This window comes from Fervidicoccus sp., from assembly GCF_049967375.1.
GTDB lineage: Archaea > Thermoproteota > Thermoprotei_A > Sulfolobales > Fervidicoccaceae > Fervidicoccus > Fervidicoccus fontis.
The window spans coordinates 3,849-18,155 of record NZ_JBMFSV010000013.1 but is presented as its reverse complement, the minus strand read 5'-3'; the positions used below and the strand labels follow the sequence as shown (position 1 = coordinate 18,155).

The 14,307-nt window shown below is 35.1% G+C and carries 18 protein-coding genes, 1 other RNA gene and 1 pseudogene; 14 read left to right on the top strand and 6 right to left on the bottom strand.

What is annotated here, in order from left to right; genetic code table 11:
* Positions 1-4 precede the first annotated feature (4 nt).
* From ACP5SL_RS03595 to ACP5SL_RS03580, 4 genes are all read right to left on the bottom strand, one after another.
* Entirely contained in the window at positions 5-1,849 is a 1,845-nt protein-coding gene (locus ACP5SL_RS03595; RefSeq protein ID WP_148683635.1) for a ribosome biogenesis/translation initiation ATPase RLI, read from the bottom strand.
* Between the two features lie 66 nt (positions 1,850-1,915).
* The gene (locus ACP5SL_RS03590) at positions 1,916-2,518 is read right to left on the bottom strand and encodes a KH domain-containing protein (protein WP_228009424.1); all 603 of its coding nucleotides are present in this window, start codon (positions 2,516-2,518) and stop codon (positions 1,916-1,918) included.
* A gap of 2 nt (positions 2,519-2,520) precedes the next feature.
* Complete coding sequence (locus ACP5SL_RS03585; RefSeq protein ID WP_014557955.1) at positions 2,521-3,180, bottom strand: serine protein kinase RIO; 660 nt, start codon at positions 3,178-3,180, stop codon at positions 2,521-2,523.
* A gap of 143 nt (positions 3,181-3,323) precedes the next feature.
* Positions 3,324-3,638, bottom strand: a complete 315-nt coding sequence (locus tag ACP5SL_RS03580; RefSeq protein WP_014557954.1) for a translation initiation factor aIF-1A — start codon at positions 3,636-3,638, stop codon at positions 3,324-3,326.
* A 155-nt stretch (positions 3,639-3,793) separates the two neighbouring features.
* Here ACP5SL_RS03580 and rnpB point away from each other — a divergent pair.
* Both rnpB and ACP5SL_RS03570 read left to right on the top strand, forming a co-directional pair.
* Positions 3,794-4,108, top strand: an RNA gene (rnpB, locus tag ACP5SL_RS03575) — RNase P RNA component.
* 294 nt (positions 4,109-4,402) lie between these two features.
* On the top strand, positions 4,403-4,783 hold the full coding sequence (locus ACP5SL_RS03570) for a hypothetical protein (RefSeq protein WP_148683633.1): 381 nt from the start codon (positions 4,403-4,405) through the stop codon (positions 4,781-4,783).
* A gap of 142 nt (positions 4,784-4,925) precedes the next feature.
* Here ACP5SL_RS03570 and ACP5SL_RS03565 read toward each other — a convergent pair.
* A pseudogene (locus tag ACP5SL_RS03565) lies at positions 4,926-5,540 on the bottom strand (SagB/ThcOx family dehydrogenase).
* A 186-nt stretch (positions 5,541-5,726) separates the two neighbouring features.
* Here ACP5SL_RS03565 and ACP5SL_RS03560 point away from each other — a divergent pair.
* The 8 genes from ACP5SL_RS03560 (at position 5,727) to ACP5SL_RS03525 (ending at position 10,752) form a co-directional block, all read left to right on the top strand.
* Positions 5,727-5,933 carry a 30S ribosomal protein S17e gene (locus ACP5SL_RS03560; protein ID WP_014557951.1) on the top strand — a complete coding sequence of 69 codons (207 nt, stop codon included), beginning with the start codon at positions 5,727-5,729 and terminating at the stop codon, positions 5,931-5,933.
* 19 nt (positions 5,934-5,952) lie between these two features.
* Complete coding sequence (locus ACP5SL_RS03555; RefSeq protein WP_158308311.1) at positions 5,953-6,207, top strand: MoaD/ThiS family protein; 255 nt, start codon at positions 5,953-5,955, stop codon at positions 6,205-6,207.
* A gap of 2 nt (positions 6,208-6,209) precedes the next feature.
* Positions 6,210-6,848, top strand: a complete 639-nt coding sequence (locus ACP5SL_RS03550; protein ID WP_193803976.1) for a phosphoribosyltransferase — start codon at positions 6,210-6,212, stop codon at positions 6,846-6,848.
* A gap of 129 nt (positions 6,849-6,977) precedes the next feature.
* Complete coding sequence (locus ACP5SL_RS03545; protein WP_014557948.1) at positions 6,978-7,394, top strand: hypothetical protein; 417 nt, start codon at positions 6,978-6,980, stop codon at positions 7,392-7,394.
* 21 nt (positions 7,395-7,415) lie between these two features.
* A complete protein-coding gene (locus tag ACP5SL_RS03540; RefSeq protein ID WP_428228195.1) occupies positions 7,416-7,961 on the top strand; it encodes a DUF367 family protein in 546 nt (181 codons plus the stop codon).
* Positions 7,962-7,963: 2 nt separating this feature from the next.
* Positions 7,964-8,917 carry a beta-ribofuranosylaminobenzene 5'-phosphate synthase family protein gene (locus ACP5SL_RS03535; RefSeq protein ID WP_014557946.1) on the top strand — a complete coding sequence of 318 codons (954 nt, stop codon included), beginning with the start codon at positions 7,964-7,966 and terminating at the stop codon, positions 8,915-8,917.
* Between the two features lie 255 nt (positions 8,918-9,172).
* On the top strand, positions 9,173-9,424 hold the full coding sequence (locus tag ACP5SL_RS03530; protein ID WP_014557945.1) for an Lrp/AsnC family transcriptional regulator: 252 nt from the start codon (positions 9,173-9,175) through the stop codon (positions 9,422-9,424).
* The gene (locus tag ACP5SL_RS03525) at positions 9,421-10,752 is read left to right on the top strand and encodes a tRNA(Ile)(2)-agmatinylcytidine synthase (RefSeq protein WP_014557944.1); all 1,332 of its coding nucleotides are present in this window, start codon (positions 9,421-9,423) and stop codon (positions 10,750-10,752) included. Before ACP5SL_RS03530 ends, ACP5SL_RS03525 begins: the two co-directional genes overlap by 4 nt.
* Positions 10,753-11,150: 398 nt before the next feature.
* Here ACP5SL_RS03525 and ACP5SL_RS03520 read toward each other — a convergent pair whose 3' ends face one another.
* The gene (locus ACP5SL_RS03520; RefSeq protein ID WP_428228200.1) at positions 11,151-11,549 is read right to left on the bottom strand and encodes a DsrE/DsrF/DrsH-like family protein; all 399 of its coding nucleotides are present in this window, start codon (positions 11,547-11,549) and stop codon (positions 11,151-11,153) included.
* Between the two features lie 188 nt (positions 11,550-11,737).
* Between ACP5SL_RS03520 and ACP5SL_RS03515 the strand changes: the two genes are divergently transcribed.
* The 4 genes from ACP5SL_RS03515 to ACP5SL_RS03500 form a co-directional block, all read left to right on the top strand.
* Entirely contained in the window at positions 11,738-12,139 is a 402-nt protein-coding gene (locus ACP5SL_RS03515; protein WP_428228194.1) for a PPC domain-containing DNA-binding protein, read from the top strand.
* Positions 12,140-12,217: 78 nt separating this feature from the next.
* On the top strand, positions 12,218-12,472 hold the full coding sequence (locus tag ACP5SL_RS03510) for a hypothetical protein (RefSeq protein ID WP_014557941.1): 255 nt from the start codon (positions 12,218-12,220) through the stop codon (positions 12,470-12,472).
* A gap of 1 nt (position 12,473) precedes the next feature.
* Entirely contained in the window at positions 12,474-13,844 is a 1,371-nt protein-coding gene (locus ACP5SL_RS03505; RefSeq protein ID WP_428228193.1) for a tripartite tricarboxylate transporter permease, read from the top strand.
* 13 nt (positions 13,845-13,857) lie between these two features.
* The coding region (locus ACP5SL_RS03500; protein ID WP_428228192.1) for a mevalonate kinase family protein at positions 13,858-14,307 on the top strand (450 nt) is incomplete at its 3' end.

The following is a 14,307-nucleotide window of genomic DNA, read 5'->3' as shown; positions in this document are numbered from 1 at the left end:
GAAATCATGGCTTCTCACTTAAGTTCTCCTCTCCCTTAGGGATATAATAATATTCACCAATTCTCTTTTGCTCTCTATCGTTATAGCTATCCTTTTTGTTAATTCGTGGCCTTCCTGTAGACGGATCCCTCCTGAATGTAATATCTAAGATTTTGAGAAACTTATTCATGCCTTCTCTGAGCTCCATAGGAGAGTTGGCAAATCCATGCTCACCAGGTTTTCCTTCAAAAACCATTATTCTTGAACAAATATAATCTATAATCGAAAGATCATGCTCTACCACAAATGCAGCAACGCTCCGTGACTCTGTAAGCCTTCTAATTACTTTAGCAACCGAAAGTCTTTCTTCAACATCAAGATAAGCGCTAGGCTCATCCAATAGGTAAAGCTCTGCATCCTTAATCAATGAAACTGCTAATGCTAACTTTTGTAATTCTCCTCCACTGAGTTCAGATACTTCCCTTTCTCTCAGCTTATAAAGTCCAAACGGTCTGACTATATCTTCATAAGCCCAAGTTCCTGTAGATAGCGACTGAGGATTAGCATTAATTAGGTTCTCCTCGACTGTCTTTTTTTCAAATATTTCTGGGCTGACATACTGAGGTTTATAGCTAAACTTTATTTCCTCATCTTCGGGTCGATCCTCACTAATCATAGAAACAAGTTTCTTCACAAAGGTAGTCTTTCCGATCCCGTTAGGTCCCAATATGCCAATAACTTCCCCCTTTGATGCACTCCCTGGCTTGACATCGAGCCTAAAGCCATCAAGCGAAATTGTAAAGTCCCTCCACTCAATGTAGATTTCATTTGATTTACCGCCATGCCTCTGTGGAGGAGCTTCAGAAACGTGAAATCTTATTGGTTCTTTTCTTATTCTCATGTTTTCAGCAGGAAGGTAACCATCTAAGAAGTGATTTATGCCTGATCTAGTGCTGTAAGTCTTAGATGCGACTCCATAAACCCCCGGCTCTCCATACATAACCACGATATTGTCTGACAGATAGTCAAGTAGGGCTATGTCATGTTCAATTACAATACTGTAGCTCTCTTTAGGGACTAGTTCCCTTATAAGAGATGCTATTCTTATTCTCTCTCTCACATCTAAAAAGCTACTCGGCTCATCAAATATGTAAAGATCAGCCTTTTTTGACAATGTGGCAACAATGAGAATCTTTTGTAGCTCTCCGCCGCTGATATTTTTAACGTCTCTTTCTAAAACTGGAGATAAACCAAGTTCGCTTGCGAGTTTGATTGCAATTCCCCTTTCATCCGCTTTTTCTAAAAGCGTAGAAACCTTTCCGCTTAAATATCTTGGAACTAGCTCGACATATTGTATTTTATGCGCTACTTTAATCTTCTTGCTATAAACTTTTTGGAAATATTCGAAGAGTTCTGTCCCTCTAAATCTCTCTAGTACTTCGTTTTCTGAAGCTTTTCTCTCTTTATCACCGAAGTTAGGAATAAGCTCGCCAGCTAATATTCTAATAGTAGTTGTCTTTCCTATACCGTTTTTCCCAATTATTCCAAGGACCTCTCCCTTCTTGGGTACCGGCAATCCAAAGAGCTTAAAACCGTTTTTTCCGTATCTGTGGATAGCCAATTTACTCAATTCGTCAGGTAAGTTCTCAATTTCTAAAGCATTATAGGGGCATTTCTTTACACAAATGTTACACCCTATGCAAACATTTTCATAAATAACGGGCTTACCTGTGTTAGAATCTATCTCTATAGCTTTTGATGACCTTCTGCTTCGGTTAACTGGACAAAATCTGATACATTCAAGATTACATTTTGTGGGTTTGCATAAAGAATAATCAATTACTGCAACTCTCAAGTTGATACACCTCATTATACTACGTAGAAGGGCTCAGCTACAAAAGCCGCTAACATCATTTTTCAGTGCCGTCACCAAACATCATAGCCCTTTCCCGCCTTGCTCTTCTCCGTAAGTTTTCCATAGCCCAGTTATTCTTCTCTTTTTTAATCTTCTGGCCTCTCTTTCTAAATAAGAATAAACAACTGAATGAGGCTTACCATCAATTAGCATCCTTATTGCCCTTTCTGCAATTGACGCTTGATCAAAATCGCCGATTATTCCGATAGCGCTTTCGCCTATAACAACCTTTGAACCAGTAGTTTCCTCTATAATTTTTCTAGTTCTTCCTTCTTCTCCAATTATTCTTGATTTAATCCTTTTAATTCCGTTCGGGTCTTCATTAATTTCCTTAAGGTTTATTACTATCAGAATTTGGTCCTCGTCAAGAAGTCTAAAAGCCTCCTCTGGGGTGAAGCCAATAGCTATGGCTCTTATAATCTCTTTAGCCTTAATTATGCTATCTGCCTTTGTGTTTTCATCTCTTGGCTCTATGTATACAATTCCAGTGTTGCTTTCAATTTTTATATTAGTAGAGGTAGCCTGCTCTATCATTTCTTTAACCTTACCGTTTTGTCCTATCACTGCCCCTATTCTTTCTTCTGGAACTAACTCATAAGCCCTTGAAATGCTACTTTTAGACATCTTCACTCCTCCATGCATTTTTTTATCTCTTCAATTAACTCTCTGTCCTCAATAATTTTTAAGTCGAACAATCTCTTAAAAAACCTGTTAATATTACCAATATCTTTTGATAAAAAATCTATCGCATTAGGATGTTTAATATGTACGGCTTGAGATACATCAATTATAAATGGAGTATCATTAAATATCATAATGTTATATTCGCTCAGATCTCCATGAACAAGATTAGCTCTACACACAATCTTCTTAATATTTTCGATTATTTCATTATATATAATTCCAGGGTTTTCCAGATCTGCTCCTAACTCTTTCAGCAGAGGCGCTCTTACACCATTTTCGCCGATGAAGTCCATAACTACAATGTTTCTGTTTTGAGCGTAAGGTTTTGGGACCGAAACCCCGCTTTCGTACATCTTTTTTAGATTTACGTACTCTTTTTTAGCCCAGAACGACATCAGCTTATGTGTGTTTCCTATTTTTATGCTTTCAAATCTAGGATCTCCCAAAATATATTTTAAAATTCCCTGCTTAAATTCGCTTGAAAATGTAAGGTAGATTTTTATTGCAAATTCTTTTTTATTTTTATCAATACCTCTGTAAACCCTCGATTCTTTGCCAGCGCTTACTACACCGCTTATTTTAATGAGATCTAACTTTCTCATTATCTCATATAAAGACTTAATAGTAAATGAATCAAAGACCTCTTCTACAGTCTTAATAAGGTCTTCAGTTTTTTCCTTTTTTTCCTCTTTTTTACTTTTTAATGATATAAAATCATCAATGGAATCAGAATTTTCTAACAGATTTAAGCACCCTCAAGTAGCTCAGGAGGAATCAATTTTTCTTGTACAAGCTTTCTTACTTCATTATTAGAATATTTGTATAAAAGATCTGCTTTAGTATCAGATTGCATGTCCCAAGGTGCCACTAGAACTACATCTCTTTCTTTAATCCACATTTTCCTTCTAAGTCTTCCAGGTATTCTTGTTAGCCTCTTCTTTCCATCGCTACATTTGGCAATGAAGTGATCTCCTCCAAGAATTTTTTCGACTACACATACTACTGAAGATTCGTCGGGACGGGGAAATTCGTTCCTCGAACCTTCTTCTTTTTTTGACATTAAACCACTCTCTTGAAAATAAACATATTTATGCTATACCTTATAACTTAAATTAAATATTAATAATTAATAAAGATTTTATAGGAAAGAAATCATCATAAAGGAGCATAATAGATAATCTTTAAAATATTATACTTATTATTTAAAAATAATAGAGGATCCCGCTAGCGGTTTACGGGACCTTGGTCCTGAGGAAACACCGTCCTCCCTGTGGCATTGGGGCCTCTTTAGAGGCAGGGGGAGATCCCCTGGCAACGGCACAGAAACGAGACGAACTCCGGTCAGATGATTATGATACCTAAAATTCTGACCGGTAACGGTCAGAAAAGGTTGAAGATACCGGAGTTACGATGAAACGGCCGACCCCCAAGGAGCAAGATCTTGCCCAGATGAGAAGCCGCATGATGGGCAAGAGGATCGCTTAGCTGAATACCGCTGAAACTACAGAAGACGGGTTATAGCGGGATCCTCATTGGTAACCATTTTTATTCCTTTATATAAAAATGATGTGAGTTAAGTTTAAAAAAGGACAAAATAGAGAAAAGTTATAATTCACTAAAAACTCATTAGACTAAAAACATGAGGTGTTACATTTTGATGTCAGAAGATGAAGAATGGTGGGAAGAGGAAGAAGAGGAGGAATGGTGGGAAGAAGAGGAGGAAGAGGAAGAAGAGGAGGAAGAATGGTAATTTAAAGGACTAGAGGAATACTACAATAAAAGTTTTTTATATAAATAAAATAAAAAGATATTTGTTGAGATATAATGATGGAAATTGTGTATCTAGAAAGTAATTCTTCTACTTTAGGCGAAAACATCACACTAAACTATTTTCAGTATATACAGTCAAACCCTAAGGTTCTACTAGCTATTATTATACAATTAGTCTTGGGGATACTGCTTGGATATATATTAGCAAAAGCTTTCAAATATATTATTGCTTTTGTCCTTGTTATAATAGCAGGCGCGATATTAAATGTTTGGTCTATTTCAGGTTCGAATGGCAATTTATTTGGAAATTTGACTGAAGCAAAAGAATATATGCAATATGTAATTCAGTTTGCAAAGTTTCTGAGTATCTTGCTAATTGGTCCTGTTCTTGCTGGATTTATTATAGGATTAATTATAGGTTGGCTTCATAAATGAATATATGCAATAATAATTCTTTTTTAGGGAACAATCGTTAGTTTCTTGAAATTCGAAGCCTAGTTGAAACCTTAGTTGAAAAGCTAAAATATAGATAATCTAAACTTCAAATATCTAGCTGGTTCTATTATCATTTATGAATTTAAAACAAATCAAAACTTCTTTTAGAGATTGATTTTGGAAATCCAATAGGAAATATATACAGAGGTTTTTCCTCCTTCTCTAAATGTAAAACTTCAGAAACCGCATCATCATCAAATGCTCCTATTGCTACAGTACCTAATCCTAGTGCTGTTGCCATCAAATAAATATTTTGACCTATATGACCCGCTTCAAAGTGAACGTACCTTATACCTCTATCTCCATATACTTGTGTTGTTATTTCATATTTTGCTACTAATATAATAGATATTGGTGCTTGTACTATAGAGTTCTGTGAATAGGCTGCTCTGGCCAGATCGTCTCTTTTATCGCCTTCCAATTTGAGCTTAATAGAGTGCTCTTCAGAAATATATTTGTATATACCGCTAATTATTTGAGGTCCTTCACATATGCTGTTTTATCCTATAGCTACAAAAACCTCGAATGGATATGTTGCACCTGCGCTTGGTGCCACTCTTTTTGCCAACCCCTGTTTCTTACTTTCTACTAAGCCTTGGGCTGACCAAAGAATAATAGATAAATGCTCAAATTTTAGGGGGTCTTTCTTAAAACTCCTTTTACTACTGCGATTTAAAATCGCTTCTTCTAAACTCATATTAGTAATCTTACGTGGAAGAAGAGGCTTGATTTTCATTACGTATCATCACTTTATTAAAAAAATATTAAAGGCTTTTATATGTTATCTAAACATCTTCAGTTTAATGTCAGATTTATAAACTTATTTTTAAATCAATTCATATCATGAGCTTTAAATAAAAGTGAATAATTGGTGATGTTTAAAATGGGAAAGGTAAGAACAGCAATGGTTAAGAGAACGGCTAGGAAACTAATTACAGCTCATCCAGATTTATTTACAGAAGATTTTGAAGAAAATAAGCAATTGATAAGAAAGCTTGTCGATGTAAATAGCAAAAGAGTAAGCAACAAAATTGCAGGTTACATAACTCATTTAGTAAAAGTAACAAAGCAAAGAGGAGAATTGCAATAAAAAAATATTGGGAGAAAAATTGGTAGAAATAACACTTATAGCTAATTTAATTGAAAAAGTCGGTAGTGAAAAAATAAATGTAAAAGCTGAAAAATTGAGCGAAGCTCTTAAATTTTTGATACCCAAGCTTCCAGATATATTAGATTTGGAAGGTAAGCCAAGTGGAAATTACATTTTTTTGCTTAATGGCGCCGATTACAGAGTTTTTGGAGACGATCCGGTAGTGAAAGATAGTGATAAGGTTACAATAATACCTGTAAGCCACGGTGGATGAGTATGAGCGCTGATAATAAGTTCCTTACTTTAAAATGGGAAGATATAGAAAATGCTGTAGCTGCGATCTCGGAAAAAATTATAGAAAGCAATTTTAATCCAAATGTTGTTGTTGGAATTTTAAGAGGTGGTTGGATTCCAGCAAGGATATTTGCAGACTTTTTAGGAATAAAGAATATTGGAGCTATAGAAATAAAGTTCTATAAAGGAATAGAGGAAAAAATGGAAAGACCTGTTATAACGCAACCGCTGGTTTTAGATATTAGAAACAAGAATGTGCTTCTCGTTGATGATGTCGCAGATTCGGGAAAAAGCTTGCAGACCGCTTTGAGTGCTATAAATTTTTATGGTCCGAAAAATTTAAAGACAGTTTCTCTTTATGTAAAGCCTTGGAGCGTAATTATTCCTGATTACTACTATGGGGAAACAGATAAGTGGATAGTTTTTCCTTGGGAAAAGAGGGAGACCATTGAGGCGTTAGTTCAAGCAGAATATAAAATTATAAGCAGAGCAACAATAGACGTAGAAAAGATTTCAAAGGAATTTTCTGATAAGCTCGGGCTAAGTTATGAAGAGGTCAAGAGAATAATAACGCTTATAATATCAGAACGTTCATTTTTCAATCCTGAAACTATACATTAAAGTACAAAAATTAAGAACAAGGCAAGTTTTTGAGTTACTCCAGGTGGTCTAGCTACGAATTCTAATTGTGTCAAAGAGATCTGTGCGAATATTAAGATTATTGTAGGAAAGGAAGTTTTTTTCTTTCACATGAGCGATGAAAAAGCTGATCTTCAATATGTTGTGGAGCAGATAGAGATTCCCTCCAAGCTTATCTTTTCGTGTATTCATGCAGCTAAGGCTATGGAAGAGGCATTAAATGCTAAAAGCAAAGGAGTTTCACTGAGAAATTTTCAGTTCGAGGTTATAAGAAGATTGACTATGAGGAAACAAGCTAAAGATGTTGAGTCTCTCCTTAAAGATATTGGTAATGAAGAAAAAATCTACCTCATTGTTACAAAAAAACCTATTGGAGTTAATCTTAAGTGTAAATTTTGCCCTCTAGATTCTTTTATGTACATATTCGGGAAAAGGTTCGAGGGAAAAAGTGAGGATATAGAAAAAAAGTTGGTTTCTCTAATAGCATTAACTTCTATAGATAAATGGGATAGAGATATGTCTGTTTAGAAATTTAATGGTGTATTGCTATTGCAAAACTATTGTAGCAATTTAAAAATTTATGTTTACAGAATTAGTGAAGATTACTATAAGGCCAGCACAGCTGTGAAGTTGTACAAGCTGAAGGTTGCGACTAGAGTGGGAGATCCTAGAAAGCTGAGAAAGAAATTTATTGTCTTAGATCCTTTCTCTCAAAAAGTTATTTCAAAGGACGATATTTCGTATAATTTAAACGGAATATTAGTCGTTGATAGGTCATGGAATAAAATTCTTGAAAAAGGAGGAGAAGTTTTTCCATTTAAGTTTGGTGTAAGAAGAAGATTGCCTATATTTATCGCTTCTAATCCTATAAATTATGGCATTGCGTATAAACTAAGTAGTGCGGAAGCTCTGGCAGCCGCTTTGATAATTTTGGGTTGCATAGAGAGGGCAAAGGAAATACTCTCGTATTTTAAATGGGGAGAAAACTTTTTCTCTTTAAACAGTAAGTTGATAATTGATTATGTGAAAGCAAGTAACGAAAAAGATGTGTTGGAAATAGAAGAAGAGTTCATAAAAGACATACAAGGTAGGTAGCTTTGATATATGTTGAAGCTGGTAGCAGATTGCATTTAGGTTTTTACAACATTAAAGAAGGGAATTGGTTTTATGGAAGCTTAGGTGTTTATATTGAAGAGCCAAAGACAATCGTAAAAATTGAGGAGAAAAAAAGCGATGAATACAAGAAAGAAGAAGCTAAAATATTCCGTTATCACCTGAATATATGCGGAGAAGGGAATGTGTCATATAGCATTGTGACATCTCCTCCAAGTCAAAAAGGTCTAGGGTCTACGACTCAGCTATCCCTTTCTATAGCTAAAGGTTTATCTGTGATATGCAGTAAAAAAATAAACTTGAAGAAAATAGCAGTTCTAGCCGGCAGAGGGACGATATCTGGAATAGGCATATATGGCTTTATTTATGGGGGATTTTTGGTAGACAGTGGTAGGTTCAGTAAAGAGAATAAACTGGAACCTCCGTCAAAAGTTAAAGACCTCCCACAACTCATTACAAGGATATCATTTCCTTATGGATGGAAAGTAGTAATAATAGTACCTAGAAAAAAAATAGGTTTGAAGGAAGAAGATGAAAAATTTATGCTGAGTCCGAATGAAGAAAAAGAACTTGGAAGAAAACTAAGGCTATCTCTTTGGGAAAAAACAATAAGAGGCTTGATTTCTAAAAATATTGGGCTTTTTGGAAAAGGGATTGAAGACATACAGAAACACATGGGCGAGTATTTCAGTAAATATCAAGGCGGAGAATTTTCTTCTGAAGAGACAGAAAAGGCAGTCGAAGTTTTAAGGCATTCAGGCACAGTAGGTATAGGTCAAAGCAGCTGGGGACCTGCCGCATATGGTTTTTACGAAGTTGAAAAAGAAGAAGAAATCAGAAAAAAGATAGAGAAAGAAATTTATAAAAAAGATATAGATGCAGATGTTTATTTTTCTGGAATAAGAAATCACGGATATAAGATCAGAGAGAAACTTTGAAGAAACACAAGAAATCTTTAATGGAAAAACAACCATTTTAGGAATTCACGATTCATAGGATCGACATTATATCAAGCTATCTGCTTGATTATTGTATTATTGACTTTATTATTTCAGATTTAATATCGCTAAAGTATATTCTAATTTTAAGGCCGTCTTTCTTTTTGTATTTAATTTTAACTATTAGTTAAAATTGAATAAAAGCATATTATTTAAATATGATGACATAGAAATAATATATAGGTGGAAAATTAAATGCCATCTGCAATTGTACTAATTAATGCAGAAATTGGAAGTGAAGAAGAAGTATTCAATGATATAACAAAAATAAATGAAGTAACAGAAGCTTACGTAGTATATGGAGTTTATGACGTAATCGCGAAGGTTGAAGCAGATACTATGGATAAACTTAAAGAAATAATCGCTTCACATATAAGAAAACTGCCTAAAGTAAGATCTACCCTTACAATGATAGTTGTTGAGGGGAAGGAGCTAAAGAGGAAGTGAAGCATTTAGCAATAACACTTGATGGTTACGATACTAACTTTTCTGGGTGTACAACCCATTACACAATTTTTTTAATTAAAAAAATTTTAAAGGAGATAAATGGAGCAAAATTAGTTAAAGGACCTTATTTGGTTAGGCTTAATCCTAACATCCCTCTAAAAACTAGAGGAAACGCGTCTGTTTCATTTCTTGTTGATGTCAGTAGCGGATCATCTGTAGAAAAAATTTTGTCGTTGCATAGAAGATACTCAGAGAAATATTCTAGCACAAATGAAAGAAATGGAAAGGGGACAATACTAATTTCTGAAGATCCGGTAGATATCGTCAAAAAAGAAGCGTATAACATTTATAAAAAAGCACTTTCAGATTACGTTCCTATAATAGAGGGAATAAGATTTGCAGACAAGTTTGGCTTGGTATTTGAAGGAGAAAAGAGCATTATAGGAGCGGTTTCTGCATTAGGATATATGTACAGCGGAGATGACTCAACTTTCGAACTTTTAGCATATAGAATGCCAGGAGAAACCGGAGAGAGAAAGATAGATAATTTAACTGCAGGAAAAGTTTTACTTTCGTATAAAACTCTTTTTAACAATTTTGACGAGAAAAGAAAACTTTTAGTTGCTTCACCGAAGGGTCCAGATCCCGTGCTTATAGGCATAAGAGGATATGAGCCTAAAGATATGGTTGATGCATTCTATAAACTGAAGATAGAAGAAAAAATTTGGGAATGGTGCATTTTTAAGACAAACCAGCATACTGATGCACATAAAGTTTTCAGAAGAATAAACGATCTAAGAGTATATCAAGCTGCTTACATATATGGTACTGTAACTAAAAAGCCGGAGGTAAAGAAAGGAGGACATGTATTAATTGAAGTTTCTGATGGAAGCGGAACTATCGATGTAATTTTTTACTCTGAAACTAATCCGATGAATGAGATAGCTTCTAGGTTAAAGGAAGGTGATAACATAGGAATATTGGGAGGAGCCGTTGAGAAAAAGGATGAAGGTATTATATTTGAAGCCGAAAAACTATGGGTATACTTTCTATCCCCGACCGTAAAGGAGCTTAATCCTCTGTGTCCTAAGTGCGGAAAAAGGCTTAAAAGTGCTGGAAAAGGAAAGGGATATAAATGCGATAATTGTGGATTCAAAACTTCAGAAAAGTTGGAAAAGATAAAAATTATCGAAAAAAGGGACATTTTATTTGGCCCATACACTCCTAGAAGTGGCAGGATAAGACACTTGGTGAAACCGGCTTCTCTAGAAAGTATAGTTCTTCCTAAGGCTAATGATGATATAGGGAATAGAACATGCTCATTTTAGAATTTATAAAGATGGACGCTCAGGAAACCTCACATTGTATCGAGAAAATGAATGGGCAAAGGTTTTAAGTAATTTGGTTCGTGATTAAAATCGTGGAATATTTACCTGCGAAAAGGGGAGCGGTGAGACTTCTGAACCCCTAGATGAAGTTGCGGGCGTGAAGCTCTAATTGAACACCTAACCCTCATACCCTTCAGGGCAGATAGCTCACATAAACCCAGATAAACACATAAAAAATTTCTTACAAGAAGGATTTTAAAATTTCAGAAGGATCTCTGATCATCTCATTTCTCTGCAGAGTAAAAAATATTCGTGAATAAATGCAGAGAACCTACTAGTTCCCTGAAAGAACCTTTTCTCTTTAAGATTGGGAAAAGGTTTAAAAAAAGGAAAAATTATTAAATAAATAAAGTTATATCCGCTTTAGACATTTTTTCTATCCAAGTTGCAGCGCCAATTATATCGTCTACTAGTTCAAGATCTTCCTTTTTAACGTTCCATATGCTAGCTGCAGCTGAACACGCATAAATTTTGACACTTCCATTTTCCTTTGCTTCTTTAATTATATCGAACCATGAAGGGACATTTAGCTCTTGCAATCTTTTTGCCACTTCTGGAGCCTTGTCCTGGAATTCGCTAAAGTTCATGTTTTTCTTTACAACGTCCTTCTTAAATGCATATACTCCCCATAGTTGGAGAAACAGCTCAACTTCATATCCCATTGCTACTGCTCCGCTAACTAGCATTGCCAATCCAGTTAATCTATCTATACTTCCAGAAAATACCACTACAGCCATTTTAGTCAAGATTCTCACCCTCTCATTTTTAATATAAAAAATAAATTTTTTATTAATAAAGATAATTTTTTACTTTTTTTACATTTTTTTTAAAAAAAATTTAATTTTTTAAAATTATTTTAAAAATTTGTATAATAACAATAAGTTCAAATAATTAGAAAATAAAAATTATAATTAAGGTGTAAATAATGCAAGTTATACCTTTAAAAATCCCAGAAGGATCAAAGTTGCCTGACTTTGTTATTTCCTTTATACAAGTAAATGATTTAAAAGGAGGATATTTAGTAGGTATTGGCGGCTTGGAAGAAGTTGAAATAGGCGTTTTAAATAGAAAAACGAACCAGTATGAAGTTTCTAAATTCACTAGAAATGGAGACAGCACCATAGAATTACTTTCAATTACAGGTAACTATTTTGTGAAAAGCGATGGCAATATTGCTTTTCATGCGCATGCAACTTTTGCTACTGGGCATGAAAAGGTTGCAGGAGGGCATCTAATTTCCGCCAAAGTTTCCCCATACGTTGAGTTATTTTTAGTAGAAACAGGTATTCAAGTTAAAACCGCATTTAAGCATAGAGATTCTCAATAATTTTTTAAAATTCGACAAATTTATAAAGTTTTTTTCAGAAATTGTCTTAAGATTTTTGGTAATTGGAGGGAATATTTGTTGGACGAGGATGCCGAAACATATATAGAATTGTACGGAGAGTACGTATCATTAAAAGAGCTGACGATTGCATCTCTTATTTCAATAGCTTTTGCATTTTTACTTTATTACTTTGCACCTTATATTGCGATGAGATCTAACCCCTCTCTCATTAACGCGTTGAAGATAACTTTAGGAGCAATAGGTGCATCTATAGGCTTTTTGATTTCTATACCAATTACAAAAGTTAAAAGAGTAATTATCGAGGAGAATTAACATGGATGTTGCATCCATAATCATTTACTCTACCGTATTAGCTGCTATTTCTTCAATAATTTACATTTTTATAGGAATTTTACCAGGAACAGATGAAACAGCTACAATGGCGCCAGTAGCCTTAGCTCTTTTGCTTGCAGGTCTTGATCCGATTGTGGTATTAGCGTGGTTTATGGCTTCTATAGTTGCATTCAAGATTGCAGACGCTATACCTGTGGCCTTAGCTGGGATCCCAGGAGGAGTGATGGCGGTTCCACAAGTTCCAGATGCCTTAGTTGCGAAAGAGCATGGCCTAGCAGATACTTTACTAAGAAAGGGGAATTCAGCCGCTCTAGTTGCAGCCATAACTGTTACTATATTCGTTTTAGTGGTCTCTTATGTGTTAATGCCGCTGGGGGCTTGGTTAAATACAACAGATCTAATTATGAGCATCAAGGTGGCAAGATGGTTCTGGCTAATATTGGGTGGCGTTATCTTTTTAGCGGTTACTTCTAAAAACAAGTTGCTTGGTCTATTTGCAATACCAGCATTTGCAATTCTTGTTCAGGGTATAAGAGGAGTTTATGGAAAGCCCGTCAGCATTAGCTTATTTCTTGGGATTACAATTGGTCCTATAATTTACGAAATATTCACCTCTCTTAATGGTGAACTAAGAAAGAGCATGGAAAAGAAAGGCAAAAAAATTGTGAAGCTTTCAAAGGTAGGAAAAATAAGCATTAATCCCTTTAAAAACTTAACCAAAGAAGAAATTCTTCATATTTTTATATGGTCGCCCATAAGCTCTATTCTAGCAACTGTCATGTCCCCTGTCGGGCTTACAATATTAATTGGAGATACACTGAGGGAGACTAAAAGGAATAGGCTTCAAGGCTCAGTCCTTGCCTATACTGTTAGAGAAGGAATTAAGCTAGGAACGTATATAGGTGGGACTCTTATACCTCTCTTAGTAATAGGAGCGGCTACAGGTCCAATGAGCGCAGGACCAGCTGCACCATTTTTCCAGATGATACCAACAATAAACGATAAACCATTTCACTACATTCTTACTCATTATTCTTATTCCTTCATTGTACTAATAGCGATCTATTCAGTCATTATTAGCCTTGCGATCTCTTACCCCCTTATAGTGAAGTATTCAAGAAGGCTAACGTTATTCGTTTTTAATAGGATTTCCGCAGAGTCCCTTTACGGACTATTTGTCGCTATAGCAGTATTATTAGCATATTATGACGCAGGAATTCCAGGAATTTTTGGAATGTTGCTTGTAAGTGTTATTTCTGGGGCACTTAACAAGCTTGGTGTTTCTCTTGGTGTTTTATTTATGACGCTAGTTGGAGCATCAATTATTGTAGCTCTTCTTGCGGCGATATGAAAAGGTGGTTTATATGAATAAAAAGGTAATTGCATCTGCACCTGGAAAAGTAACTCTCTTTGGCGAACATGCTGTTGTGTACGGCTATCCCGCATTAGTAGTATCTATAGACAAGAGAATTTATGCTATTGCAGAAAAAAGAAATGATGATGTAATAAAGATTAATGCTAGAGACCTAAGGGTTCCAGGTATTGTAATTTCTTATATAGGCAATGAGGTTGTACTTGAAACTGATTATGGACTCATACTTCCAGCAATAGCATATATAAACAAAGCCATAGAAGTCACTTCAAAATATATTGGAACCAAAGCTGGAGTTAATATTGAAATAAGATCAGAGATGCCTGTCGGTGCAGGGCTTGGAACATCGGCTGCAGTTGCGGTGAGCACAATAGCAGCTTATGCATATGTAAATGAATATGAGCTTAAAAAAGAAGAAATAGCGAACTTAGGATGGCAGGTA

What these genes read in the sequence shown, in the direction of transcription:
- ACP5SL_RS03590 (WP_228009424.1), bottom strand. Translation starts at nt 2,518, where the DNA reads ATGTCTAAAAGTAGCATTTCAAGGGCTTATGAGTTAGTTCCAGAAGAA.
- ACP5SL_RS03585 (WP_014557955.1), bottom strand. Translation starts at nt 3,180, where the DNA reads ATGAGAAAGTTAGATCTCATTAAAATAAGCGGTGTAGTAAGCGCTGGC.
- ACP5SL_RS03530 (WP_014557945.1), top strand. Translation starts at nt 9,173, where the DNA reads ATGCCATCTGCAATTGTACTAATTAATGCAGAAATTGGAAGTGAAGAA.
- ACP5SL_RS03580 (WP_014557954.1), bottom strand. Translation starts at nt 3,638, where the DNA reads ATGTCAAAAAAAGAAGAAGGTTCGAGGAACGAATTTCCCCGTCCCGAC.
- ACP5SL_RS03570 (WP_148683633.1), top strand. Translation starts at nt 4,403, where the DNA reads ATGATGGAAATTGTGTATCTAGAAAGTAATTCTTCTACTTTAGGCGAA.
- ACP5SL_RS03505 (WP_428228193.1), top strand. Translation starts at nt 12,474, where the DNA reads ATGGATGTTGCATCCATAATCATTTACTCTACCGTATTAGCTGCTATT.
- ACP5SL_RS03545 (WP_014557948.1), top strand. Translation starts at nt 6,978, where the DNA reads ATGAGCGATGAAAAAGCTGATCTTCAATATGTTGTGGAGCAGATAGAG.
- ACP5SL_RS03550 (WP_193803976.1), top strand. Translation starts at nt 6,210, where the DNA reads ATGAGCGCTGATAATAAGTTCCTTACTTTAAAATGGGAAGATATAGAA.
- ACP5SL_RS03520 (WP_428228200.1), bottom strand. Translation starts at nt 11,549, where the DNA reads ATGGCTGTAGTGGTATTTTCTGGAAGTATAGATAGATTAACTGGATTG.
- ACP5SL_RS03595 (WP_148683635.1), bottom strand. Translation starts at nt 1,849, where the DNA reads ATGAGGTGTATCAACTTGAGAGTTGCAGTAATTGATTATTCTTTATGC.
- ACP5SL_RS03515 (WP_428228194.1), top strand. Translation starts at nt 11,738, where the DNA reads ATGCAAGTTATACCTTTAAAAATCCCAGAAGGATCAAAGTTGCCTGAC.
- ACP5SL_RS03560 (WP_014557951.1), top strand. Translation starts at nt 5,727, where the DNA reads ATGGGAAAGGTAAGAACAGCAATGGTTAAGAGAACGGCTAGGAAACTA.